Here is a 25147-nt window from a genome sequence, read left to right as displayed (position 1 = left end):
AATCAGCATCGGCGCACATCCCGTCGCGCTGGGGACCTGGCCGGCGGGAACGTCTTTGACCACGCGGACGCGGACGTCGCAGTGCATTTCGCGCCAGGCCATGCGGCTGCCCATTTCCGTCTTTTCTTCCACGCTGTTGACGAAGGTGATGACGGCTTTGTAATCGCCCGCCGTCAGCGAGGTCGCGGAGACGGAGAAACCGAGGAACTGTGTGGCGCCCGGCTCGATCCAGAGCGGCTGAAATTCGCCCGGATAGGTCAGCCAGGACGGTGATGCGGCGGCCTTGTCGATCCGAATGCGCTCGGAACCGATATTTCGGACCCCGATATGCAGCACACCCTTTTGTCCATACCGAACTAAGCCGGGGTCGGGTTCCTGCGTGCAGGCGATCCCCCCGCCATCGGGCGCGGCGCCCGAAGGCGGAAGAGGCGGCGGCGCGGGCTGTGAGGCGAACGGCGGCGGGGCGGAGTCGGGAGCGACGCTGGGCAAGCGTTCGGCGAGCGGCGGCGGAGCCGCCGCTGCGGTCGCGATCCCCTTTACGGCGACTGGAACCGCGATCATCTGCTCGTGCCATGTGGCGCCGGACTTCGGTGCGGCGGCCTGCATGCCGCTATTGGATCGGATTTGAATATTCGCCCGGTAATCTCCCGGCTGGAGCCGCGCGCCCGAAAGCGTGAAGACCAGATCGATTTCATCGTCTGGCGCCAGCACGAACGGCGTGAAGCGTGTATGGTAATTGAGCCAGACGGCGTCCGAACCGACGGCTTCGATATGCAGTGGCGTGTCGCCCTCATTCCAGATGGTGAGCACGACCGACGTGCCGGCGCCCGCGTTGATCACCGCAGTGGTGGGAGTGACCATGCAGACGATCTTTGCGCCGAGACGCCGGCCCTCCGCAGGCAGGCCCGCCGCGCCGAACCCCAGCAGGCCGGCCATACGGGTAATGGCGTCGAGCTTGTAGCGCAGTTCATCTGGAGTGGCGGTGGTCGCCTGCATCTCCGTCAGATTGCGCATCAGGCGCGTGCGCGCCTCCGCTCCGGCTTCATCATCGGGGGAACGCTCGGGCAGAAATTCTTTGTAAATTTCGCAAAGTGCGTAGTAATCGGCGCGGGCGGTCGCGGCGCCGTTTGGCCCAAGCAGGGACGGCGGGGCGTAACGCGTGCCGGAGGCGCCCCGGCTTGTCCCGAAATCCGTCAGGTAACTCGCGCCGTCGCTGCCAATGACGATATTTTCGGGAGAGATCGAACCGTGGGGCGCGCCCATGCGATGGGCGTAGTCGAGGGTGTCGAGGACTGGATCCAGCAGGCCGCGCAGGCGGTCAAACGAGCGGTCCACGCCGCCGGCGAGTGTCGCGCGCAGGCTGTGGCCGGGAATCCAGTCTCGGATGGTATAAAGAGCGTCCGCGTCGATCAGCCAGCGGCGTGCGGGGGCGATGCGGGGGTGGCGCAGGCCAAGCGCCTGCGTCGCGCGTGTCTTGCCAAGCTCGCCCGTGCGGCGCTTAATCAGCACCTGACGGTCGCCGCCTGCATCGCGCGCCCTCCAGCTGACGATTCCCGGACCGGTCGCGATAACTTCAGCGACGTCCTCAAACTGCGAGAGCACCCGATCCATGATCTTTTTAGTATACCCGTCCCGAAGGCGCGGCGCTCTTAACGAAGCGGGCGCTTTTTGTTCCATCCATCCCATTTGGGGCGATATCATTCCGTCTATCCCCATTGGTCCCACAATCTTTCGTTTATGGGACCAGTATGGTAATGGAGCCAATTAATTTTATGGATTCGTCATTTGCCGACAGGAATATCCCCCTGCGCCGCAGAACTTCCCCGCAGCCACCCCACTTAAGGTAACGCCATTGACGCCACTTAACACTTCACACTTCTTCCGTCCACTCACGATCGCTTTGCTCCTTGCGCCGTGTGTCTGCTTCATCCCATCGGCCGCGCATGCGCAGGCGACGGAGGTTCAGTATCTCTCCGGGCATGACAAAGACGATGCGATCCCATGGGACTTCTTCTGCACGGCGGGTAAGCGTGGCAACCAGTGGACGACGATTCCTGTTCCGTCCAACTGGGAGTTCCACGGCTTTGGCAAGCTGTCTTATGGTGTGGACATGGGAAAGGACCCGATTGTTCCCGTCGAAGGACATTATCGCCGCAAGTTCAAAGCTCCGTCGGCGTGGGCCGGAAGGCGTACGTTTGTTGTCTTTGAAGGAGCGATGACCGACACGCGCGTTGAAGTGAACGGGCAGTCGGCGGGGGCGATGCATCAGGGCGGCTTTTATCAATTCCGATATGACGTCACGAAGCTGCTCAAGTATGGCCAAGAGAACCAGGTCGACGTTTCGGTGACCGATGAGTCGGCGGACGCCTCGTTGAATGTCGCGGAGCGGCGCGGCGATTACTGGAACTTCGGCGGAATCTATCGCCCTGTCTACCTGGAATCCGTTCCCTCAGAATTTCTCGCGCGTGTTGGGATCGATGCGAAAGCCGATGGAAGTATTGCCGTTGAAGTGCATGGCGAGGGGATCACCGGCGCGGACAGTGTCCAGGCGCAGGTGCTCGATCTCAAAGGACATCAGGTCGGCAAATCGTTCGCGTTGCCGATTTCGTCCTCATCATCGTCTCTCACCCTGACAAGTCAGATTGCGAAGCCGCGCCTCTGGACGGCGGAAACGCCCAATTTGTACGCGCTCGATGTGCGCTTAATGCGTGGCAAGACGGTCCTGCATCAGCTTCGAAAGTCGTTTGGTTTCCGGACGATTGAGATGCGCGGCGATGATGGAATCTATGTCAATAATAAGCGTGTGATTTTGAAAGGCTCCAATCGCCATAGCTTTTGGCCAGATTCGGGACGCGCGACCAGTGAGAAGATCAGTCGCCAGGATATTGCATTGATGAAGGACATGAACATGAACGCCGTGCGCATGTCCCACTATCCACCGGATCAGCATTTTCTGGACGACTGCGACGCCATGGGGCTGTACGTGCTGGACGAACTCGCCGGGTGGCAGCACAAATACGATACGGGGATCGGGCGCAAGCTCATTGAAGAGATGGTGACGCGGGACGTCAACCATCCCAGCATTCTTTTCTGGGACAACGGCAATGAGGGCGGCTGGAACACGGAGCTGGACACGGAGTTCGCCCGGTGGGACCCGCAGCATCGCCCGGTGCTCCATCCCGGCGGGACGATCGAAGCGATCAACGACGATCACTATCCCACCTACGATCATTTTGTCTCGGTGACCTCTGGAAACAAGGTCGTGATGCCCACGGAATTCCTGCATGGCCTGTACGACGGCGGCGCGGGCGCTGGGCTTTCCGACTATTGGGATGTCGTACGCCAAAGCAAGATCGGCGCCGGCGGATTTGTCTGGTCCTTCTTGGATGAGACGGTGAAGCGGGTCGATCTGGATGGGCATATGGACACGCGCGGCAATCTCGCGCCCGATGGAATTTTGGGGCCGTACCGGGAGAAAGAAGCCAGTTACTTTACGATCAAGGAGATTTGGTCTCCCATTCAGATTCGCGAAAAACAGCTGCCGCCCAATTTTGATGGGACGCTCACCGTCGAAAACCGTTACGACTTTACCGATGCTCGCCAGTGCCGTTACACATGGACGCTGAAGAATTTTGCGCGGCCGAATGCTCCGAAGTCCGGTGACGCAATACTTTCCAAGGGAACGGCGCACCTCCAAGACGATGCGAATACCCTGCGTCTGGGACTGCCGGAGAACTGGCGTCAAGCCGACGCTCTTTCGCTGCGCGTCGAAGACCCACGGGGCCGCGAGCTCTGGACCTGGGTCTGGCCGCTGCCGCGCGCCGCAGATTATCAACAGATCGCCGCAGCGCCCGGCAATGAGAAAGTGCAGGCATCGGAGACATCCGATCGCATGACGGTTCGCAGCGGCGATCTGACCGTGGCGTTCAGCCGTCAAACCGGTCGTCTAGAGTTCGCCGAGCGCGCCGGCAAGCGTTTCTCCCTGGGCGACGGGCCGAGATTGTCCGTTGGGGACGCGAGCCTGATGAGCCTCGTGGGACATGCTGACGGGAAGGATTACATCGTCACCGCCCAATATTCGGGCGATATGAAATCTGTGCAATGGCGTATTGGGAGCAATGGCTGGGTGCGGATGGAGTACGCCTATACAGCGTCCGGCCCCCAGGACTATTTCGGTGTGAGTTTCGACTACCCCGAAGCGAATGTCCAGAGTATGACCTGGCTGGGGCAGGGACCGTATCGCGTTTGGAAGAACCGCATGCAGGGCGGAACACTGGGCGTGTGGAGCAATCAATATAACGACACGGCCACCGGCGATTCGGGATTCAAATACCCCGAGTTCAAAGGCTATTACGCGGGCGTCCGATGGGCGAAGATCCAAACGACCGAGGGGCCGATCACGGCTGTTCTTGGCCAGGATGATCTTTTCTTACAGATGCTGGCTCCGAAGCTGCTGGACAAGAATCAGACGCACGGCGCTGCGGCGCCGTTCCCTGCGGCGGGGATCTCGTTCCTGCACGCCATTCCCGCCATTGGCAACAAGTTCCACCGCGCCGAGGACACCGGGCCACAGGGGAAAAAGACCGTCGCCGCCGGCGAATATCACGGCTCGGTCAGCTTCTACTTTGGCGAACTTTCGCGCTGAGATCGTTTCAGTCACAATTTGGACAGGTTCTCGTATTTCGTCTTCGCGAGCGTTTCATTGGGACGCTCGCGAAGACGTTTTTCTGTCGGCTGTTTGGGCCGATTTCTGATCATACAGGCTTCTAAACAGCAATTTAGCGAGGAAGCTTGACAGGGTCCGAAGTATGCCATATGATGTGAGGGGCGCAGGATGTCCGCATGCGTTTTCGACGTCTGGAAGCGCTTAAGCTCTTAGTTTTTTCATCGTCGCGAAAATGGGCGATTGGGGCCGTGGAAAGTTGAATTTTTGAAACTGACGCCTTTTGTCGCCGTTGCTGTCTTGGGGTTCGGCGGCGCGGGCGTCCGCGCCGCTGAAACGGAAATGCCCCAATATCAAGTCACTGATCTTGGCGTGACCCCGTTTATCGCGGACAACACCTCCCTGAGCGTCGACCGGGCCGGCGCGGTGGCGCTCTGCAGGGTCGACGGAGAATCCGCCCCCCAGGCCGCCCTGTGGCGCTTTGGAAAGACGACGGTGTTCACACTGCCCGCTGGCTACCATAGCGCCGTGAGCCGCTCGCTGAGTGAAAGCGGCGGCGTTGTCGCTGGCTGGATGAGCACGTCCAGCAACTCAGTGGATAGTTTGGCGACCACCCGCGCGTTCGTCACGCGCGCCGGTAAGCCGTTTTTATTGGGAACGCTGGGCGGCCGGGACAGCCAGGCGTTCGGCGTCAATGCGAAGGGCTTCGTCGTGGGCGCCGCGCAGACGAAAGAACGCGAGAAGCATGCGGTTATGTGGCGCGCGGGCAAGATCACGGATTTGGGACTGCTGCCGGGTGGCCGCGCCAGCGCCGCCTACGCGATCAATCCCTCCGGAACGATCGCCGGATCGGCGAATGTCCCGCTCGCCGGCACGAAGGTCTTCATGAATCACGCCGTAATCTGGCGTGGTGGGAAGATCATGGACCTGGGGCTGCTGCCGGAAGGCAAATGGGCCATCGCGACGGCAATCAACAGCAAGGGCGACGTCGTGGGCCTTGCGGGCGTCGGCGGCGACACGCACGCCTTTTTGTATCAGGACGGCCGGATGAGCGATCTGGGCTCGCCGGGCGAAGAAACCGTCAGCGCGCGGGCCATCGGCGACGGCGGAGAAGTTGTCGGGATCTTCGCGGTGAACGAGCGTATCCACCACGCCTTTCTCTGGAAGAACGGCCAGATTGCAGACCTCAATCAGTGTCTGCCTAAAGGTTCGGGCTGGACACTTTTGCAGGGAGACGGCATGAATGCGCGCGGTCAGATCGCATGCCAGGCGCGCAGCGCGCAGGGCGAAATCCACGCGGTGCTGCTGACGCCGCAGTGACCTAACCCAGGATGGGTTACTCACGAGGGCGGTAGAAGCGGGCGTAACGCGAAGGCTGGATTAAGTTATTTATCGGACCATTACTTTCGAAGACGATCATTAGGAGTACGCAATGATGGATCGACGGTTGACGGCAAGATTTTCTCAGCTGGCCTTCGGCGCGGCGGCCGCACTGACGCTCGGCTCGGCCGCGTCCTTTGGCGCGCCTGTGACGGTGTGGACACAGCACAACGACAACTCCCGCACGGGACAGAACACGCAGGAGACGCTGCTCAATGTCTCCAATGTCAACAAGAACACGTTTGGCAAGCTCTTCAGCTACCCCGTCGACGATCAAGTCTACACCCAGCCGCTTTATATTCCGAACCTGACTATGGGCGTTGACAGCCAGGCGCACAACGTTGTTTTTGTGGCCACCGTCAACAACTCGCTTTACGCATTCGATGCGGATAACCCAGCCGCCAACGGCGGGGCGCCGCTGTGGAGCCGCAACTTTACCCCGGCCGGGATGCGCCCCCCGATCAAAAGCGACATCGCGGGCTGGTACAACGACTTCGATAATAACATGGGCATCGTCGGCACGCCCGTGATCGACACCGCCGCTGGAACCCTCTACGTGGTGTCCCGCCACACGGACGGCAACGGAAACTTTGTCCAGCAGCTTCACGCCATTAATATCCAATCCGGAGAAGAGCGCGCGAACAGCCCGGTGACGATCGAGGCGACGTACACCCTCAATGGAAACACCACCACCTTTGACAGTCGCCTGCAGAACCAGCGTCCGGCGCTGCTGCTGCTGAAGGGAAATATCTACATCGCGTGGGCGTCCCATGGCGATACGAGCCCGTACCATGGGTGGATCATCGGTTACAAGACCTCGGATCTGTCCAAGGTCACCGTCTGGAACTCCACCCCTACCGGCGACATGTCCTCGATCTGGCAGTCCGGGCAGGGTCTCACCACGGACGCCGCCGGCAATATCTACTTCATGACCGGAAACGGCACATTCGATGGCACGAACAACTTTGGCGAAAGCGTCCTCAAGCTTTCCACAAATCCCTCCGGCGTTCTCGCCTTCCAGGACTTCTTTGCGCCTTCGAACTGGGATACGCTGAACGCATGGGACGCGGACCTGGGCTCGGCGGGCGTGCTGGGTATTCCCGGCACGAAGCTGATTTTGTGCGGCGGCAAGGAAGGCAAGCTTTACCTACTCAATACCAGCAACCTGGGGCAGGTCAACAGCGTCGACAACATCGTGCAGGAGTTCCAGGCGACGTCGCCGTCGGCGGGTCAGAGCGGCCACATCCACGGAACTCCCGTTTATTGGAAGAACCAATCCGGCCAGTATATTTACATCTGGGGCGAGAATGATTATCTGCGCCAGTACCAGTTCCTGAACGGCGCGGACGTCAACCACGGCTCGTTCAATACCTCCGCGATCGCACACGGACCGTTCCGGGCGCCGCTCTACAATGGCGGCATGCCGGGCGGCTTCCTGAGTGTTACCTCCAATGGCGGCTCGACGACGTCGGGCATTATCTGGGCCGCGACGCCATTTAACGACAACGCCAATCAGCAGACGGTGGCGGGGATCCTCTCGGCGTTCGACGCCTCGGATGTCTCGCACCTGCTGTGGACCAGCAAGGATTTCCCGTCGCGCGACGATATCGGCCGGTTCGCCAAGTTCGTTCCGCCGACTGTCACCAACGGCAAGGTTTATATCCCCAGCTGGGGCGACGGCAACGGCGGCCCCTGCCAGCTTTCCGTTTACGGCCTCATGCCTCCGCCCGCCGCCGGAACTGGTTTGGCCGTCCAGTATTTCAACGATCCCGCAGACAGCTCCTATCCACTGACCAACCCGTTCCAGGGCGCGCCGAGCTTGAGCCGTGTTGATCCTACGGTCGACTGGGAGTGGGGCAACGACTCGCCGACCCCGGCCGTCACGACCGACCACTTCTCCGCGCGCTGGACCGGCCGCGTGCTGGCGCCGACGACCGGCGATTACACCTTCTTCGCGACTTGCGATGACGGCGTGCGTCTCTGGGTCAATGGCGCGCTGGTGATCGATCAATGGATCGACGAGGGACCGACCGAATACAGCAGCCCCGTGCTGTCGCTCGAAGCCGGCAAAAAGTACGACATCCGCATGGAGTACTACGAGGACGGCGGCGGCGCGGCGGCGCACCTTGCCTGGTCCGGTCCGGGGATTGATAAGCAGATCATCCCACAGTCGCGGCTGTATGTCGCCCCAACGCTGAAGGCCATTGGCTTCAATGCGGTCTCCGGACCTGGCGGCGCCACGGTGGCGGTAGGTGTGACGCTGAGCGATACGGCAAGCGTCGGCGGCGTCGCCGTGGCGATGTCCAGCTCGGACACCAGCGCGATCCCGCCCGGAACGGTCCTGATGATCCCCGCCGGAGCGAGCAGCGCATGGCTGCCGCTGACTCCCAGGACTGTCTCGGCGGACACCGTAATTACCGCGACCGCCACTTTCGGCGGCGTCAGCAAGAGCGCGAGCTTTACGGTCACTCCGCCGGTGCTCAAAACGCTGGCCGCTTCCGCCGTGGTCGGCGGACAAGACGTGATCGTCAAGGCCACCCTGCTAGGGAAGGCTCCCGCCGGCGGCGTCACCATCCCGGTGACGAGCAATTCGGCTAATGTGACAGGCGGCTCCATCGTCATTCCCGCCGGCGCATCCTTCGGAACGGCGTCTCTTACGAGTAAGATCGTCACGGCTGATGCGCCGGTCACCCTGACCGGGACCTATCGCGGTGTGACGGTCACGGCGAACGTTACGATCCAGGCCTCGTTCCAGTCGGTCCGTTTCGCCGCGACGAGCGGTTACGGAGGCGTGCCCACGAGCGTCGGCGTCGTCCTCTACACTCCGGCGTCTGCCGGCGGCGTCACGATCAAGCTGGCCAGCCCCGGATCGTCCCTCATTCCGGCTGGCGCTGCCGTCACGGTCCCCGCAGGAGCCTATAGCGCCTGGTACAAGGTCACCCCGGCGCCCGTCAAGACGGACACAGTCGTGACCGCGACTGCGACGCTCGGAACGGTCACTCGCGAAGCGTCCTATACCGTGAAGGCGACGGCGCTTCGCAGCGTTACCACCAGCGCCTCCGTTCTGGCCGGGGCGCCGCTCTCTGTGCGCGCCACGCTGTTTAGCCCGGCGCCGGCGGGCGGCGTCACGGTTCCGATCTCGGCCAGCTCGCCGTCGATCTCGGCCGGCTCAGTCGTCATTCCCGCCGGCGCCCTTACGGCGCTGACGTCCCTGGCGACCAAGCCGGTCGGCGCCGACACTGCGGTGACTCTGACGGGAACGTTCGGCGGGGCGACGCAAACGGCGAACGTGACGGTCCAGGCGACGTTCCAGAACATCGCCTTCGCCTCCGCGAGCGGCAACGGCGGGGTTCAAACCGGGGTGGGAGTGATCCTCTACGCTCCTGCGCCCGCTGGCGGCATTGTCGTGAAGCTCACGAGCCCCGGCTCCTCGCTCATTCCCGCCGGAGCCACGCTGACAATCCCCGCCGGCGCTTACGCCGCCTGGTACCGCGTTACGCCTCCTCTGGTCAACCAGGACACAGAGGTCACGGCGACCGCGACCCTCGGCTCCACCAGCAAGAGCGCGACCTATAACGTGATCGCGCACTAAAAGACACGGAGCGAAAGATACGGAAAGACAGAAGGCCGGCGAATTCGTTCGCCGGCCTTCCCCTTGGGCCTCACTTTCTATTCTAATCCTATCAGTGTTTGCGTAAAACCAATTTTTAAGACGCTGCGCTCACTTACAGTACGCCACTCATTTTGATCCGTCACGTTTTTGGCGTCAATCGTCACGGCGCGGTCACGATTGAGCCGCTATACTGATGACAGATCGAATGAATAAGGCGACGATTACAGGAGCGCGCAATGATGGATCGATGGTTGACAATAAAATTTACTCGGCTCGCGTGCGGCGCGGCGGCCGCACTGACGCTCGGCGCGACGGCGGCGTTTGGCGCGCCCGTGGCGGTGTGGACGCAGCACAACGACAACTCGCGCACCGGACAGAACACTCAGGAGACGGTGCTCAATGTCTCCAACGTCAACTCGAAGACGTTCGGCAAGCTCTTTTCCTATAATCTCGATGATGAGGTCTACGCGCAGCCGCTCTATGTGCCGGGGCTGACGATGCCGGTCGATAATAAAGTGCACAACGTCGTCTTTGTCGCCACCGTCAACAACACGCTCTACGCGTTCGACGCCGACGACCCTTCCGCCAACGGCGGCCAGCCGCTCTGGAGCGTTACGGTCGGCTTTGAAAGCGCGTCGCCGATGAACAAGAGCGATATTTCCAGCACGTACAGCGACTTCGACGGCAATATTGGGATTGTCGGCACGCCGGTGATCGATACGGCCACGGGTACGCTCTACGTCGTCTCCCGTTGGGCGGACCCCAGCTCAGGGTTTTACGGCCAGGAGCTGCACGCGATCGATATCCATACAGGCGCGGAGCGTCCGGACAGTCCGGTCGTGGCCGATGCGTGGTACACCCTAGACAGCACCACGACGCTGTTTGACTCTCGCCTTCAAAACCAGCGCCCCGCGCTGCTGCTGCAAAATGGCGTTGTCTATATCGCGTGGGGATCCCATGGCGACATGAGCCCGGCTCATGGCTCGATCGCTGGCTACAATGCGTCCGACCTGTCTCAGGTGGGCGTCTGGAACTCCTCACCTCGCGGGTATCTGGCAGGGATCTGGCAGTCAGGGCAGGGCCTGACGACCGACGCCGCCGGCAACATCTACTTCATGACCAGCAACGGCACGTTTGATGGGACCAATAACTTCGGCGAAAGCGTGCTCAAGCTGGGGACGGACGCGGCCGGCGCGCTCACCAACAAAGACTACTTCACGCCCTCCAACTGGAACACGCTGAAGTCGTCGGGCGCCGATCTGGGCTCGGCGGGAATTCTTGGCGTTCCGGGAACGAAGCTGATCCTCGGCGGCGGCAAGGAAGGCAAGCTTTATCTGCTCAATACGGACAACATGGGGAAGATCAATAGCACCGACAATGTTGTACAGGAGTTCCAAGCGACTTTCCCGGCCTCTGGGCAGAGTGGACCGATCCAGGGGTCGCCGGTCTACTGGAAGAACGCATCCGGCCAGTATATCTATGTCTGGGGGGCGAACGATACTCTGCGCCAGTACCAGTTCCTGAACGGCGCCGACGCCAATCACGGTTCGTTCAACAGTACGGCGATCGCGCACGGACCGTTCCGGGCGCCGTTCTACAACGCGGGCGCGCCGGGCGGGTTCCTGAGCGTCTCATCCAATGGCGCCGCCGCCAATTCGGGCATCGTCTGGGCCGCGACGCCGTATGACGACGACGCCCATCCGCACGCGGTGGCGGGAGTTCTTTCGGCGTTCGACGCCTCAAATGTCTCGCACGTGCTCTGGACCAGCAAGGACGTTCCCTCGCGCGACGACATCGGCCGATACGCTAAATTCGTGGCTCCCACGGTCAGCAACGGTAAGGTCTACATTCCCAGCTGGGGCAACGGCAGCGGTGGTCCCTGCCAGCTCTGTGTTTATGGCCTGCTGCCCACGCCCACAGAAGGGACCGGTCTGACCGTCCAGTACTACAACGACCCCCCGGACAGTGTCTATCCTCTGGTTAATCCGTTCAAGGGAACGCCGGTTCTGAGCCGCGTCGATCCCACGGTGGACTTTGATTGGGGCAATAATTCTCCCAATCCCATCGTGAACCCGGATCACTTCTCCGCGGTCTGGACCGGAAGCGTGGTGGCGCCGTATACCGACTACTTTACCTTCATGACGTTCACGGATGACGGTGTACGCCTGTGGGTCAACGGCGAACTCATCACCGATCAGTGGGTCAATCAGGGAGCGTCCGAGATCGATAGCAACTTTATCGAGCTGCAGGGCGGACAGAAGTACGATATCCGCATGGAGTACTACGAGGACGGCGGCTCCGCAGCGGCGCATCTGGGCTGGTACAGTCTCGGTCTCAACGAGCCGATCATTCCACAGTTTCGGCTGTATCCGGCGCCGGCGACGGTGAAGGCCATCGGCTTCAACGCGGTCTCCGGACCGGGCGGCGTACCGGTGGCGGTCGGAGTAACGCTGAGCGAGGCGGCCGGGGCCGGCGGCGCCGCCGTGGCGATGTCCAGCTCAGACACCGGCGCGATCCCGCCTGGTACGATCCTGACGGTTCCCGCCGGTGCTTCGTCCGCATGGCTGACGCTGACGCCAACCGCCGTTTCGGCGAATACCGTGATTACGGCGACCGCCACGATCGGCGGCGTGAGCAAGAGCGCGAACTTCACGGTGACCCCGCCGGTGCTCAAGACGCTGACGGCCGCCAGCTTAGTTGGCGGGCAGCCCCTCGCCGTCAAGGCGACGCTCCTCGGCAAGGCGCCTGCGGGCGGCGCGACCATCCCCATCACCAGTAATTCGGCGGCGGTGACCGGCGGCTCCATCGTCATTCCCGCCGGCGCGACCACGGGAACCATCTCACTGGCCACCAAGATCGTCACCGCCGATACGCCCGTCACCCTGACTGGAGCCTATAAGGGCGTGACCGTCACCACAAGCGTCACGATCCAGGCGACCTTCCAATCGATCTCGTTCGCCGCCCCGAGCGGCTACGGCGGCGTCTATACGTCGGTCGGCGTGGCTCTTTACGCCCCGGCTCCGACGGGCGGCGTCACGGTGAAGCTCGCCAGCCCCGGCTCGACCCTGATCCCGGCGGGAGCGACGATCACCATACCCGCCGGCGCATATAGCGCCTGGTATAAGGTCACCCCGGCGCCCGTCACGACGGACACTGTCATCACCGCCACGGCGACACTGGGCTCGATCACGAAAACCGCTTCCTATACCGTGAAGCCAGCCGTACTTCGAAGCGTCAGCGCGAACTCCACCGTGCTGGCCGGAACGGCCCTCCCCGTGCGGGCGACTCTTCTCAGCCCGGCGCCGGCGGGCGGGGTCACGGTTCCGATCTCAGCCAGCTCGCCGTCAATCTCAGCCGGCTCAGTCGTCATTCCCGCCGGCGCCCTCACGGCGCTGGGATCTTTGACGACCAAGCCGGTCGGCGCCGACACTCTGGTGACTCTGACGGGAACGTTCGGCGGGGTGACGCAAACGGCGAGCGTGACGGTTCAGGCGACGTTCCAGAGCATCGCCTTCGCCTCCGCGAGCGGCAAAGGCGGGGTTCAAACTGGGGTGGGGGTGGTCCTCTACACTCCCGCGCCCGCTGGCGGCATTCTCGTGAAGCTCTCCAGTCCCACCGCCGGCTTAATCCCTGCGGGCGCCACGCTGACAATCCCCGCCGGCGCTTACGCCGCCTGGTACCGCGTCACTCCGCCGCTGGTCAGCCAGGACACAGTGATCACCGTGACCGCGACCCTCGGCTCCACCAGCAAGAGCGCGACCTATAACGTGACCGCGCACTGATCTAGTGTCCGTCTCGTTCTCACCTTCCCCGGTTTCGGTTTTTATCTACCTAACCCGGGGAAGGATACTTCCTTCCCCGCGCTCCCACATATTCTGACTGCGGCCGAATAATTCTCCCTGTTCGTCGCTGTTCGATGCAGTGTGCGAGCCAGCCAGCGGCGCGTCCGGCGGCGAAGGTCGGCGTGAACAGTCGCGTTGGCAGCCCGAGTCCGTGCAGCAGCAGCGCCGTGTAGAACTCGACATTTGTCTGAAGCCGCCGTCCAGGCTTGTATTCCTCCAGCAAACGCAGCGCCGTTTGCTCGACGGAGAGCGCCAGAGGATAAAGGTCGCTGTCGTTCTCAAACAGGCGCTCGGCGGCCGACGCCAGGACATCGGCGCGGGGATCGCGCACCTTGTAGATCCGATGTCCAAACCCCATCAGTCGTTCACCACGCTCCAGCTTCTCACGCAAGATCGGCTCGGCTCGCTCCGGCGCTCCGATTTCAAAAACCATATCCAGCGCCGGGCCGGGCGCTCCGCCGTGCAACGGTCCCTTCAGCGCTCCGATTGCTCCGGTCACCGCCGAGACGAAGTCGGAACCGGTGGACACGATCACCCGTGCGGTAAACGTGCTTGCGTTGAGGCCGTGGTCCGCGACAGTGTTCCAGTATGTCTCCAGGGCGCGCACACGCTCCGGTGACGCCTCCTCTCCCGTCAGGCAATAAAGATAGTTTGCCGCATGGTCCAGGTCGGGGCGGGGCGCCACCGGTTCGCGCCCATGCAGGAGCCGCTCATAAGCGGCCACGATGACCGGAATGCGCGCGACGATCATGCGCGCCTGCTCCTCGTCGTCGGTAGGCGCATTTAGACTGAGCGTCGCGGTCGCCATGCGCAGCGCATCCATCGGATCGGCTTGCCGCATGGCGGCTGCACTCAGCAGGTCCAGGGTCGTTGCCGGCAGCGCGCGGCGGCGGGCAAGATCGCGCGCGAAAGCGGAGTGGTCTTCCGAGGAGGGGAGCGCGTCATTCCAGAGCAGTTGGATCATCTCCTCCGCCGCAGCTTTGCCCGCGATTTCTTCCAGCGCCACCCCCGCAATCGTCAGCCGTCCCGCTTCCCCCTCCACATCACTGATTCGCGTACGCGCGGCAATGACGCCTTCCAGGCCATCGGCGAATATTTTAGTCGTCTCCATGATTTCTTTATCTCCCGAGCAGGAATTTCGTATCTTGAGTCTTAATATGCGTGATATGAAACAATATTGTCAATATTGATTTATTAATCAATATGTGTATTGGAGAAACGATGTCGTCCAAAGACTTTTTCAGTGCTTCGGAAGCTGCTGCTGAGCTTGGCGTGAGCCTGGCGACGCTTTACTCTTATGTCAGTCGAGGAATGCTGCGCTCGGAAGGAGAGGACAACGCCAAACGATCGCGGCGGTATCCGGCGGAGGATGTGCGGCGCTTGCGTCAGCGCCGGGAGCTGCGCCATAATCCGGAGCAAGGGGTTGGGGAGGCGCTCAGCTGGGGGCTGCCCTTGCTGGAATCCAAACTGACGCTTGTGGAGGGTGGGCGCTGTTATTACCGTGGGCGTGAGATTGGCGGTCTTGCGCGCACCCACTCTCTGGAAAGTGTCGCCGCGCTGTTCTGGACGGGAGACTTTGCGGAAGAGGCGCTGGTGTTCGGTTCGCCGCCGGCGCTGCTTTCGCCGAGCCTGCGGACGCTGCGTCGGGCATTGTCGGAGGCGCCGCCCACGGAGCTATTTCTCACACTGCTTCCGGCGGCGTGCGCGGAGGACGGAGGGGCATGGGATTTTCGCCCGGCTCAGGTGGCGCGAACCGGCGCGCGAATCCTGCGTCTCATGACGACGCTGGCTGCGGGCCGGGATGCGCTGGACGGTGATGAGAGAATATCGGGCGCACTGGCGCGAGCCTGGGGATTGGAGCGTGACGCCGAACGCGTGCTGGACGCCGCTCTGGTGCTGTGCGTGGATCATGAGCTGAGCGTGTCGTCGTTCACCGCGCGCTGCGTGGCGTCGGCGGGCGCAACGGCGTATCATGCTGTTCTCGGAGGGCTGGCGGCCTTTCAGGGGACAAAGCACGGCGGCGCCACAAGCCGTGTGGAGGCGCTGCTGCGCGAATGCGCGGCGCCCGAGCAGGCGGGATCGGCGCTGCGTGCCCGTCTGCGGCGGGGCGAGGCGGTTCCCGGGTTCGGGCACCCTCTGTATCCCGAGGGCGATCCGCGTGGGCGTTTGCTTCTGGAGATGGCGCGTGAGATCGGCCAAAAATCACGGGAATGGGCGTTGGCGGAGGCTGTCGCGCGGGAAGGGAGCGCTCTGCTTGGTGAACATCCGACCATTGATTTCGGTCTGGTGGCGCTCCGCGGAGCGCTGGGCCTGCCGCCCGGCGCGGCGCTGACTCTCTTCGAGCTTGGGCGGTCCGTCGGCTGGATTGGGCACGCCATCGAAGAATATCGAGCGGACCGGCTGATCCGTCCCCGCGCCCGCTACAGCGGTCCCCGTCCTGGAACACTGGAGGAATAATGACGCAAGAACAAGCCGACGCGCTGGCGCTCGACTGGATCGAGGCCTGGAACGCACATAACTTAGAGCATATCCTGTCGCATTACGCCGACAATGTTACTTACGTCTCGCCGTTCGCCGTGCAGATGCTGGGCGATCCCAGGGGCGAGATGCGCGGCAAGGCCGCCGTACGCGACTACTTCACTCGCGCCCTCGCCGCGTTCCCGGATCTGCGCTTCGAATTCGGTCATGCTTTCGCGGGTGTGGACAGTCTGGTGATTCATTACAAAAGCGTGCGGGATTTGATGGCGGCGGAGTATTTCGAGCTGGGAGAAGACGGCAAATTCACGCGAGTACAGTGTCATTACAGGCCCGCGACGGGCAAATAAAAGACGCCTTCCTTGGCGGAAGGCGTCGCCGCTCAAAATTGAAAGCGTTATGGAACGTTCACGGTCGCCGTCAAAAAGACCATCTGTTTCCACGGAGCATGGAGCTGGGTTTTCGCGCCCGCGCCCGAGCGCCAATGGGAGCTTGTGAAGGTGTCGATCATCGTCGTCTTTCCATCACGAAACAGCGCCGTGGTGAGAATGGTCTTCCGATGCGGCTTGCCGGGAACAGGATCGAGCACCGTGTCGATTTTGTCCAGTTTCAGGCGAATGGAGATCCCGCCCGCGCCCGGGAAGTGCGGCGTGATTTCTGCTTTGAAGACTGTCTGCAAGTAACCACTCACCGATTTATCATCAATGATCAGCGCGCCATGCTGCGTGGTCCTGGATTCGCAGTGGACGGTCTGATCCGCCTTCGCCGTCACCCTCGCGCCCTGGAAATCGGTGGCGCCGCCTTCCCGCAGGGCCGCCAGCAGATCCGCATCGTGATTGGGACCCTTGCGCGCCCGCTTGCCGGCGGCGTCGAAGTCCGCGCTTCCGACACTGACATAGTCCACCACCACCATTACCGTTTTCTGAGCCTTCGCTTTCGGAGGAAGCGCCGGAGCGATCATCCCGCTTGTCGCCGCCAGTATCAGTATTCCTTGCAACATTATTTACGTATTCCAGTCAGATTCGTTCTTAACATTTAATTCCATGGCTGGACGCTTATTTCCTCCCTTGCTCTCAGCCGCGCATTTTGTAAAAGATAAATCCTGCGGCGGCGGCCACCGCGATCATGGCGACAAGTTCTCCCGGAGGAAACTGCGCGTTCATGGTGTGAACGATCGTGCCGTCCGCCAGCGTCTGAGTTTTGCCCTGCTGCATCTGCATTTGCCACGGCAGCCGCGTCACGGCGAAGCACGCCAGTACGCCGATCACCAGCGCCGCGATCTGTTTCTTGTTCATGAGAGGGTTATACCCGTGGGCGGCGTGTTAGAATTCCGCCTTCGCTGCATCTTCCCATTGAAACGGGCCGCGTACGCCGCCGTCGGGATCGATGACGCAATAGGCGCAGTGTTTGGTATGGCCGGACCAGTCGCCGGTGTTGATGTAGACCTGACCGCCTCGGAAGACGTAACGGTCGGGGTGGTGGGTGTGGCCGATCACGATGCTCTGGATATTTTTCTGACCTTCGCGATGGAACTCGCGGAAGGTGCGGCGCGCGGCCTGACGATACCGCAGGAGGACCAGCTTTTCCCCCCGGCTCCCTTGAAGACCTGCGAAGTGGTTGCTGCTGGTTCCCTTAGGAAGCGCCGGGAGCAGATGGGCGTCCTGGACGATCGTCTGCTTGCCCATGCCGACTTTGCCCTTGCGCTGCATTCCTGAAACGAGCTGGCCTTCGCGGCGGCGGTGGCCGTAGCGCAGGACATCGAGCAGAGCGTAGCGCATGTAAAGCCACAGGTACGGATCCCAGTGGTGCCCGTGCTCCATATAGGTCCAGTGTGGGTAATCGCCGCCCTCGGCGTCGGTGCAGAGCAGCAGGGAGGGGTTCCAGGCGCTCTGGACCCCGGGCAGGTAATCCGGCATCTTTGGGCGCACATAGCGCAGTCCGCTGATCCCGATATCGTGGTTGCCGGTCTGGAAGATGGCGCGGCGGACCGGCTGCTGTCCTGGTTCGGGCTGCGTGAGGCGGAGCAGGGGCTCAAGAACAGGGTCATAACGCTCCAGCAGAACGCCCTGCTCGGTGGCGAGAGATTCGCTCAGGCGCAGCATCAGCGGCTCGGGCTTGTTCTCATCGGGGTGCAGCGGGAGATCCATCAGATCGCCGTTTAAATAAAAGCTATCGATCCTGGGATTGGACTTGATGGTGGCGAGCAAATCCAAAAAACGGGTCTGGCGCTCCGAAACGCCGCCGCTTTTGGCGTACTCCCACGTATCGATATGCAGGTCCGAGACGATAATCCCTAGCGGCCCATCGGCGCCTGCGGGCGTGACTTCCGTCGGCTGCGGAGGATCCCAAAAGCGCTCCATCAGCCACTCCTGCGCCGGACCGGCGTATGTGACCCACATCGTCCCCAGCACGATGGCGACGGCGAATCCGCACAGCGCACCCAGCCCATAGATCAGGCCGGAGGCGATATGCTCGGCGCCGATCCGCCATGCGCCGGTGAACAGGCGCCAGACAAGGACGAAGACGGTCACATAGACGGCAAGGGGGCCGATGCGGCTCCCAAAGCGTTTCCAGATGGGATTCAGCGAGTTATCCTCCGGCAATGTCGTTCTTGGTTTGATCGAACAGGCCGACGACGACGTTCAAAATCGTCCCGCCGATGATGATCCCGATCCCAATGCTCAGCCCCAGGACGGCTCCCTGCCGGAACAAAAGCATCCCTCCACTCAGGAAGAAGCCCACGACCGTCACGAGCAAAAGCGCCGCAGCGAACCCCGTCACAAATCCGCGTTTCGCGGCCCGGCCGATAAGGACGGCGGTGTCACGATCCATAGTCGCCTCCGATTGCAGTCAGTAGATGGCGACATTATAACGGACAAGCACGCGGGCGTCAATCATGTCAAAGTCTCGAACCCAAATCGCCTCTCGCCGCGTTATTGATTTTCATGGACATACCGATCCCCCTGACGCCGCAGCAAGCGGCGAAGCGCCGCAAAACTCGAATGCAGACAGCAGCTGTCGTCGGCGCCATCGCGCTGCTGGGCGGCGTATTCATTCACGAACTGGATGTCACCCCAAACGTCTTGATCCCCACGCCGACGCTTCCATCGCCCAACGCCTATGACGACTACGCGCGAGCAGCGGCGCTGATGAAGGACCAAAGGGAGATCAAGGCGCCAAGACCAAGAGGGACTTTGATGGCTCCTGAAACTCAGCTGCGAGTGCTGCGCGACAACGCGCCGGCGCTGGCGGCCTTGCGCCAGGGAATCGCCCATTCCTACCTCAATCCTCCCGCGCGATCCTTCAGCACGGCGCTCGCGAACTTGGAGCCAGACCGGGCCCTCGTCCGCTTGCTGGTGCTGGAAGCGGACGAACAGGCTGCGCGAGGAGACTGGGGAGCGTCGGCGCAGACCAGTCTGGACGGTCTCAAAATGGGGAGCGACATCCCGCACGGTGGGGGCGTGATCCATCGCCTGGTCGGAATTGCGATTGACGCGATCTCCCGGGAGGCGCTGGGGCGAGCCGTCGACAACCTGAGCCTCACGGAGACGAAGGCCGCGCTGGAGCGGCTTCGGGCGATCGACGCCGATCCGCAGACGACGGCGCAGACTTTCCGGGAAGCGAAATGGTCCACGCAGGCGAGTCTGATGGAGCTATTCGGGCGACCGTCCTGGCGTACGACCTTCCTCGGAGAGAATGCTGGCGGGGACGCCGGGCCGTCGCTTTCCATGCGAATGTCATTCCTTCTCACGAGCAAGCGCCGCATGATGGCCGATTATACCGACTATATGGATACGACGATCTCCGACATGGAGGCGCATCGCCCCATATCGCCCCTGCCTCCCGCGCACTCCGATCCGATGGCGGACATACTTACGCCCATGTTTACCGGCCTGCCCGCGATGTGTGACGACGACCGAACACAGAACGCATTCCTGGAGATCGCGCTGGCGCTTCACGCCTATCAATTGCAGCATCATGACTATCCCGAGACGCTTTCGGCGCTGGCGCCCGATCTCCTTCCGCGTCTGCCCGATGACCCGTTCGCGCCGGGCTCCCCGCTGCGTTATCAAAATAACGCGGGGACTTACACTCTCTACAGCGTCGGCCCGGATGGCGTGGACGATGGAGGAAAAGCGATTGATAACCCGACCGCCCCCAGCGCGAAAACAAGGCGATCCGTCATGCAAGGCGCGAAAGGTGATGTCGTCATGGGCGTGAACTTTTGACGTGCCGGGCGCCATTGATAAAATCGTGAAGGCGTGTGTATGATGGGGCTTATGGATACGTCTCCACTCAGCAATAAACGCCGTTCTCCAAAGCGCAGCGTAATCATCGTCATGACTGCGGTGGTCATCGGCGCCTTCGCCGCCGTCGGGGTATATCTCTGGAGCCTGGAGCGTGACCCCCGATCTTTTGCCGAGTGTCCCTAGCGATCCGTTCGAATCCAGTCACGCCCTGCGCTATCGTAAGAAGAACAACTCTTATATTCTGTACAGCATAGGTCCTGATGGGGCAGACGATGGCGGCAAGTCGATCGACGAACTCGACCCGACGTACCCGCAGTCTCGCCATAACGTGTCTAGTGACAGCAAAGGCGATATCGTGGCGGGTGTCAACCCGTAATCGTGACACTGGAGAATTCGAAAACTTATGGACACATCAAGCCCAAAACTCAAGCGTCGTTCTCCAAGGCGCAGCGCCAGTGCGTTGATGATGACGGTTGTGATCGCCGCCTTTGCTGGCGTCGTCGCCTTGCTTTGGGAGCTGGAGCGCGATCCGGTGATGAATATCCCCACGCATACCGTCCCATCGCCCAATGCGCTCGATGATTTTGCGCGGGCGGGGAAGCTGATCCCGGATGTGAATATCGTCAATGGGCCGGGCGGGCGTGGCGTCTCCCGGGCGTTAGGGCTCTCGGCGGCGACGCAGAACCGAGTGGTGCGTGACAACGCGCCGGCGCTGGCGGCGCTGCGGCAGGGCTTGACGCGCCCGTATATGACGCCTCCTGAGCGCTCATCCACCGCGACATTCGACTATGTCGTGGATGACCGGCGTCTGGCCCGCCTGCTGGCGCTCCAGGCCGATATTCAGGCGGCGCATGGGGATTGGGCGGCGTCCGCGCAGACCAGCCTCGATGGGATGCAGCTGGGGGAAGACGTTCCGCGCGGCGGGATCTTGATCCATATGCTTGTGGGAGTCGCGATTGACGCCATCGTGCGTGAGCCACTGATGCGCTCAGTGGACCATCTCGATCTTGCGGGAACGCGGGCGGCGCTGCATCGGCTGCAAAAGATTGACGCTAACGCGCAGCCGTACGCCCCCATTTTGCAAGAGGAAGAATGGTCCATGCAGGCGGGACTGCTGGAGATGTATCAGAAGCCGAACTGGCGGAGGGATATCCTGCAAAATGGTGGGTTCGGGACGTCGCCAACGGATCTGAAGACACGAATGGCGGTTGCCATGACCAGCAAGCGGCAGGTCATGAACAATTTTACGAAGTATATGGACGGGCAGATCGCAGGTGCGCGGGCGCATCGTCCGCCGACGCCGTTTGATTACGCCGCCGCCGATCCTTTTTTACAAGTTCTTGCGCCTATCTATACGGGGACCGCGACGCGATACCACGACAACCGTACGCAGAACGCTTTCCTGGAAGTCGAGCTTGCCCTGCACGCCTATCTGCTGCAGCATCACCAATATCCCGAGACGCTGGCGGATCTGACTCCCGATCTTCTGCCTGCCGTCCCTGGCGACCCGTTCGCATTCGGCAAGCCGGTGCGCTATCAAAAGACAGCAAACTCCTATGTGCTCTACAGCGTCGGTCCGGACGGCGTGGATGACGGCGGAAAGGCGATCCAAGATCCCAATCGGAGGAACGGTCCGAAGCGTCCCGTCGTGGAGCCCCAGAACAAAGGCGATGTGGTCGCGGGCGTGAACTTCTGACCGAACTCCGTGAGAAACTCTATGAATCAACCGACAACAAACGCCGCGCGTCGCCCCGGCGGGCGCAATTCCGGCCTTAAGATGGGCCTCGTGACCCTCGGAGTGCTCGCTTTCGCAGGAGCATTTCTGGGGTTCATGGAGATCGATCCGAACGTCTCCATCCCTGCGCCGAAGCCGCCGCCGTCGCCAAACGCAATGGACGATTACCTCAAGGCGGGCGCCCTGCTGATGGACGACAACTTATTCGACGCGGCCCATCCGCCTGGGACATCCGCCAGCGCGGCGCTGACGCCTGCGGTGCAGGATCGGATACTGAACCATAATGCTCCGGCGATGGCCGCTCTGCATCAAGGGTTGATGCATGAGTTTCAGATGTGGCCGCCTCGTTCGTTCATTGGGTTCCCCAAGTACCGCAAAACCGCTCGCTATTTGGCGTTTCAGCGCGATGTCCATGCGACGCGAGGTGATTGGGGAGCCGCGATGCAGACTACTTTAGATGGTCTACAAATGGGTTCGGACATGCGGCGTGGCGGTGGTCTGATACCGACGCTGTTTGGCGTGACGGTCGGAGCGATTTCCAGAGATCCAAGATACCATATCATCGATCACTTGAGCCCCGAGGAAACGAAAGCCGCCTTTGAACGTATTCATGCGATCAACGCAAATCGCGTGACACTGGCGCAGATGCTCCAGCAAGACGAATGGGATAGGCAGACGGATCTCATGGCGCAGTTCCAGCATCCCAACTGGCGATCACAGCTGGCGGCGGGCGCGATGCCCAGCGGAAACAGCACGCCGCCGCCATTTCTCTCGTATACTCTGAGGAGCAAGCGAAGCGTGATGCAGCACTACACACGCTATATGGACGCCGCAGTCGTGGCCGCGCGAGCGCGTCGTCCGATCGCTCCCTATGCCACGCATACTCCCAGGTCATTGGATGATATGGTCATCATCGACGTTTCTGAAATACAGCAGAAATACAACTCGGATGTGACGCAGAACAACTTTTTAGAACTTCAGCTGGCGCTGCGCGCCTACAAATTTCAGCATGGCAGTTACCCCGAGACACTCGGAGCCCTCACGCCGGATCTGGAAACGGCGATTCCCGACGACCCATTCGCGCCCGGCAAGCCCTTTCACTATCAAAAGACAGCAAACTCCTATGTGCTCTACAGTGTCGGCCCGGACGGGGTGGACGACGGAGGCAAGGCGATTGATAACTTCGGCCACGTGCAGCCATACCTCCGTCGGGTCGCTCTCTCCGACAGCAAAGGCGATGTGGTCGCAGGCGTGAATGAGTGATGAGGTAAGCGTTGTGAATGATCCTCTCGATCCGAAGTCCGTTCCGCGCCGGCGCATGGGAGTGAAGTCCAGCGGCGGCGCGCTCATGATGATTGCGGTGATTGGCGCTTTCGTGGCTATTGGCGGGTTTCTGCTGAATCTTGAGCGTGATCCCGTGGTGCGCATCCCCACGCACGTCGTACCATCGCCCAACGCATTTGATGATTATGCGCGAGCTGGACAGGTCATGACGGACGTGAATATCGCCAACGGATTGCCCCATTCCATCATATACGCTCGTGTTATGTCGCCGCTGGCGCAAGATCGCCTGCTGAAAGCCCATTCGCCGACATTTGCGGAGATTCGCATCGGTTTGAAACATCCCTATCTGTCGCCTCCGGTGCGTTCGGCGTCGCATCGTTTCGCTGATCTCTATGTGGATTACCAGTTGACGTCGCTGCTCGAAATTCGGGCGGATCGGGAGGAAGCGAGAGAGGAATGGGCGGCGTCCGCTCAGACGAGGCTCGACGCCATACAGATGGGAGAGAATATCCCGCGCGGCGGAGGCGTGGACCACTTCAATTCTGGATTAGGTATTGTCAACAATTCACAAGTCTCCCTCACACGCATCGTCAATAATCTCAATTTGGTGGAAACCCGGCAGGCTCTGTCTCGATTGTACGAGATTGACGCAGCCGCGCAGCCGCTCGATCAGACGCTTGAGGAACAAAAATGGATACTCCAATCGGTGCTGCTGGAGATCTTTCAAAAGCCCAATTGGCGGGAGCAATTGGTCCCAGCGCGCCGGAGATCGAGAAAAGATGTCCGAATGAAAGTGGCGATCTTTCTCACCAGCAAGCGTCAGGTCATGGACAGTTACACGCATTATATGGATGACTGGATCGCAGGCGTCCGCGCGCATCGTCCGGCGTTATCGTTTCATGGCGCGGGCTCCGATCCCTTTTTGCAGGGCTTGACGAGTAACTCCCAAGACAGTGAGATGCTAACGCGCTATGACGAAAATCGCACGCGAGGCGCCTTTCTGGAAATCCAATTGGCGCTGCACGCCTACGAATTACAGCATCATTCGTATCCGGAGTCGCTCGTTGCGCTGACGCCGGATCTGCCAAATATCCCCAGCGATCCCTTCGCATACGGCCAGACGCTGCGTTATCACAAGACTGGAAAGAGCTATCGACTCTACAGCGTTGGTCCCGATGGCGTGGATGATGGCGGTAAGGAAATCACAACTCCCACCCAGACGCCGGGGCAGTGGACCCTTGATGTCCACCCACAAAGCAAAGGGGATGTTGTGGCGAGCATGTACTCCTAACAGTCCATGCTCGCTGACTATCTTACGCCTCAGCGCCGACTTCGATCAGAATCCCGCCGAGGGCGGTGAAATAGAAGCCGAAACTCCCATGAACGGGGCGCGGCTCATGCGGCAGCGTGACGCCGCCGGCTTGCAGCGTGCGATAAACTTCCCAGACTTTCTCCGGACTCTCTTGCATGAAACCGATATGGAAGGCTTTGGGGTACACCGGCGTTTCGTCGGTGAAGCGGCTAAGAACGAGAACGAATCCGTTTTCGCCTTCCAAGACCGCGAGCGGAGGTTTTTCTTTCTCCGTCAGGGCGCGAAAGCCGAAATACGTCGTGAACAGCGTCCGCGCTTCGGGAACGTCGCGAACGCAGAGATTCAGGTGGTTGAGTGTCATCATGGCTCCTTGTGTGAATGGAACGATGAGGGACTTCGGCGCAATGGGAACGATCTAATGAAAGTTGTGTCCGCAAAATGCGCGTTTGTCGTTAAGTCCCTCAGTCGACGGCGCAGGCGTAGAAACGCCTGTGCGATCGCTGTGGGTACTCACGCTTGCGCATGGAACATAAAACCTCTCGGGAGATCGAGAGGGTGACTGGGGCTACCAAACCAGTCCGCCTTTTTCAGCA

Annotated in this window: 18 protein-coding genes and 1 pseudogene; 12 read left to right on the top strand and 7 right to left on the bottom strand. The window is 61.3% G+C overall.

Going from position 1 to position 25147, the window contains the following annotated elements; translation table 11 throughout:
- Positions 1–1701 (bottom strand): annotated as a pseudogene (locus ABIZ35_RS05770) (hypothetical protein); the annotation flags it as partial.
- A 151-nt stretch (positions 1702–1852) separates the two neighbouring features.
- Between ABIZ35_RS05770 and ABIZ35_RS05765 the strand changes: the two are divergent.
- From ABIZ35_RS05765 to ABIZ35_RS05750, 4 genes are all read left to right on the top strand, one after another.
- The gene (locus tag ABIZ35_RS05765) at positions 1853–4645 is read left to right on the top strand and encodes a glycoside hydrolase family 2 TIM barrel-domain containing protein (protein ID WP_348218922.1); all 2793 of its coding nucleotides are present in this window, start codon (positions 1853–1855) and stop codon (positions 4643–4645) included.
- A gap of 285 nt (positions 4646–4930) precedes the next feature.
- A complete protein-coding gene (locus tag ABIZ35_RS05760) occupies positions 4931–5983 on the top strand; it encodes a hypothetical protein (RefSeq protein WP_348218921.1) in 1053 nt (350 codons plus the stop codon).
- 112 nt (positions 5984–6095) lie between these two features.
- On the top strand, positions 6096–9635 hold the full coding sequence (locus tag ABIZ35_RS05755; protein ID WP_348218920.1) for a PA14 domain-containing protein: 3540 nt from the start codon (positions 6096–6098) through the stop codon (positions 9633–9635).
- 257 nt (positions 9636–9892) lie between these two features.
- Positions 9893–13438, top strand: coding sequence for a PA14 domain-containing protein (locus ABIZ35_RS05750; RefSeq protein WP_348218919.1), 3546 nt, complete (start codon positions 9893–9895; stop codon positions 13436–13438).
- Positions 13439–13487: 49 nt separating this feature from the next.
- Here the strand turns inward: ABIZ35_RS05750 and ABIZ35_RS05745 are convergent, their stop codons facing one another.
- A complete protein-coding gene (locus tag ABIZ35_RS05745; RefSeq protein WP_348218918.1) occupies positions 13488–14609 on the bottom strand; it encodes a citrate synthase/methylcitrate synthase in 1122 nt (373 codons plus the stop codon).
- A 110-nt stretch (positions 14610–14719) separates the two neighbouring features.
- Between ABIZ35_RS05745 and ABIZ35_RS05740 the strand changes: the two genes are divergently transcribed.
- A complete protein-coding gene (locus ABIZ35_RS05740; RefSeq protein ID WP_348218917.1) occupies positions 14720–15955 on the top strand; it encodes a citrate synthase family protein in 1236 nt (411 codons plus the stop codon).
- The gene (locus tag ABIZ35_RS05735; protein ID WP_348218916.1) at positions 15955–16323 is read left to right on the top strand and encodes a nuclear transport factor 2 family protein; all 369 of its coding nucleotides are present in this window, start codon (positions 15955–15957) and stop codon (positions 16321–16323) included. The genes ABIZ35_RS05740 and ABIZ35_RS05735 overlap by 1 nt, the downstream gene beginning before the upstream one ends.
- A 47-nt stretch (positions 16324–16370) precedes the next feature.
- Here the strand turns inward: ABIZ35_RS05735 and ABIZ35_RS05730 are convergent, their stop codons facing one another.
- The 4 genes from ABIZ35_RS05730 to ABIZ35_RS05715 form a co-directional block, all read right to left on the bottom strand.
- Complete coding sequence (locus tag ABIZ35_RS05730; RefSeq protein WP_348218915.1) at positions 16371–16973, bottom strand: hypothetical protein; 603 nt, start codon at positions 16971–16973, stop codon at positions 16371–16373.
- 73 nt (positions 16974–17046) lie between these two features.
- The gene (locus tag ABIZ35_RS05725) at positions 17047–17268 is read right to left on the bottom strand and encodes a hypothetical protein (RefSeq protein ID WP_348218914.1); all 222 of its coding nucleotides are present in this window, start codon (positions 17266–17268) and stop codon (positions 17047–17049) included.
- A 27-nt stretch (positions 17269–17295) separates the two neighbouring features.
- Positions 17296–18576, bottom strand: coding sequence for a metallophosphoesterase (locus tag ABIZ35_RS05720; RefSeq protein ID WP_348218913.1), 1281 nt, complete (start codon positions 18574–18576; stop codon positions 17296–17298).
- Positions 18563–18805: a hypothetical protein gene (locus ABIZ35_RS05715; protein WP_348218912.1), complete on the bottom strand. Its 243-nt coding sequence runs from the start codon at positions 18803–18805 to the stop codon at positions 18563–18565. Before ABIZ35_RS05715 ends, ABIZ35_RS05720 begins: the two co-directional genes overlap by 14 nt.
- 113 nt (positions 18806–18918) lie before the next feature.
- Here ABIZ35_RS05715 and ABIZ35_RS05710 point away from each other — a divergent pair, with 113 nt between their 5' ends.
- The 6 genes from ABIZ35_RS05710 to ABIZ35_RS05685 are packed head-to-tail and all read left to right on the top strand — an operon-like array spanning position 18919 to position 24533.
- A complete protein-coding gene (locus tag ABIZ35_RS05710) occupies positions 18919–20202 on the top strand; it encodes a hypothetical protein (RefSeq protein ID WP_348218911.1) in 1284 nt (427 codons plus the stop codon).
- A 51-nt stretch (positions 20203–20253) separates the two neighbouring features.
- The gene (locus ABIZ35_RS05705) at positions 20254–20406 is read left to right on the top strand and encodes a hypothetical protein (protein ID WP_348218910.1); all 153 of its coding nucleotides are present in this window, start codon (positions 20254–20256) and stop codon (positions 20404–20406) included.
- Positions 20375–20599 (top strand): hypothetical protein, encoded by a 225-nt coding sequence (locus tag ABIZ35_RS05700; RefSeq protein WP_348218909.1) that lies wholly within the window; start codon positions 20375–20377, stop codon positions 20597–20599. The genes ABIZ35_RS05705 and ABIZ35_RS05700 overlap by 32 nt, the downstream gene beginning before the upstream one ends.
- A 27-nt stretch (positions 20600–20626) precedes the next feature.
- Complete coding sequence (locus ABIZ35_RS05695) at positions 20627–21919, top strand: hypothetical protein (protein ID WP_348218908.1); 1293 nt, start codon at positions 20627–20629, stop codon at positions 21917–21919.
- A 21-nt stretch (positions 21920–21940) separates the two neighbouring features.
- Positions 21941–23221: a hypothetical protein gene (locus tag ABIZ35_RS05690; RefSeq protein WP_348218907.1), complete on the top strand. Its 1281-nt coding sequence runs from the start codon at positions 21941–21943 to the stop codon at positions 23219–23221.
- Between the two features lie 13 nt (positions 23222–23234).
- Positions 23235–24533 carry a hypothetical protein gene (locus ABIZ35_RS05685; protein WP_348218906.1) on the top strand — a complete coding sequence of 433 codons (1299 nt, stop codon included), beginning with the start codon at positions 23235–23237 and terminating at the stop codon, positions 24531–24533.
- A 22-nt stretch (positions 24534–24555) separates the two neighbouring features.
- Here the strand turns inward: ABIZ35_RS05685 and ABIZ35_RS05680 are convergent, their stop codons facing one another.
- Positions 24556–24918: a VOC family protein gene (locus ABIZ35_RS05680; protein ID WP_348218905.1), complete on the bottom strand. Its 363-nt coding sequence runs from the start codon at positions 24916–24918 to the stop codon at positions 24556–24558.
- Positions 24919–25147: the final 229 nt, after the last annotated feature.

The organism is Capsulimonas sp. (assembly GCF_039929585.1).
Taxonomy (GTDB): domain Bacteria; phylum Armatimonadota; class Armatimonadia; order Armatimonadales; family Capsulimonadaceae; genus Capsulimonas.
The sequence above is the reverse complement of the archived record's forward strand: the minus strand, read 5'-3'. Positions and strand labels throughout refer to the sequence as shown.

Coding starts and splice junctions, on each gene's coding strand:
- ABIZ35_RS05715 (WP_348218912.1), bottom strand. CDS start 18,805: ATGGATCGTGACACCGCCGTCCTTATCGGCCGGGCCGCGAAACGCGGA.
- ABIZ35_RS05745 (WP_348218918.1), bottom strand. CDS start 14,609: ATGGAGACGACTAAAATATTCGCCGATGGCCTGGAAGGCGTCATTGCC.
- ABIZ35_RS05710 (WP_348218911.1), top strand. CDS start 18,919: ATGGACATACCGATCCCCCTGACGCCGCAGCAAGCGGCGAAGCGCCGC.
- ABIZ35_RS05695 (WP_348218908.1), top strand. CDS start 20,627: ATGGACACATCAAGCCCAAAACTCAAGCGTCGTTCTCCAAGGCGCAGC.
- ABIZ35_RS05680 (WP_348218905.1), bottom strand. CDS start 24,918: ATGATGACACTCAACCACCTGAATCTCTGCGTTCGCGACGTTCCCGAA.
- ABIZ35_RS05690 (WP_348218907.1), top strand. CDS start 21,941: ATGAATCAACCGACAACAAACGCCGCGCGTCGCCCCGGCGGGCGCAAT.
- ABIZ35_RS05705 (WP_348218910.1), top strand. CDS start 20,254: ATGGATACGTCTCCACTCAGCAATAAACGCCGTTCTCCAAAGCGCAGC.
- ABIZ35_RS05750 (WP_348218919.1), top strand. CDS start 9,893: ATGATGGATCGATGGTTGACAATAAAATTTACTCGGCTCGCGTGCGGC.
- ABIZ35_RS05755 (WP_348218920.1), top strand. CDS start 6,096: ATGATGGATCGACGGTTGACGGCAAGATTTTCTCAGCTGGCCTTCGGC.
- ABIZ35_RS05725 (WP_348218914.1), bottom strand. CDS start 17,268: ATGAACAAGAAACAGATCGCGGCGCTGGTGATCGGCGTACTGGCGTGC.
- ABIZ35_RS05730 (WP_348218915.1), bottom strand. CDS start 16,973: ATGTTGCAAGGAATACTGATACTGGCGGCGACAAGCGGGATGATCGCT.
- ABIZ35_RS05735 (WP_348218916.1), top strand. CDS start 15,955: ATGACGCAAGAACAAGCCGACGCGCTGGCGCTCGACTGGATCGAGGCC.
- ABIZ35_RS05740 (WP_348218917.1), top strand. CDS start 14,720: ATGTCGTCCAAAGACTTTTTCAGTGCTTCGGAAGCTGCTGCTGAGCTT.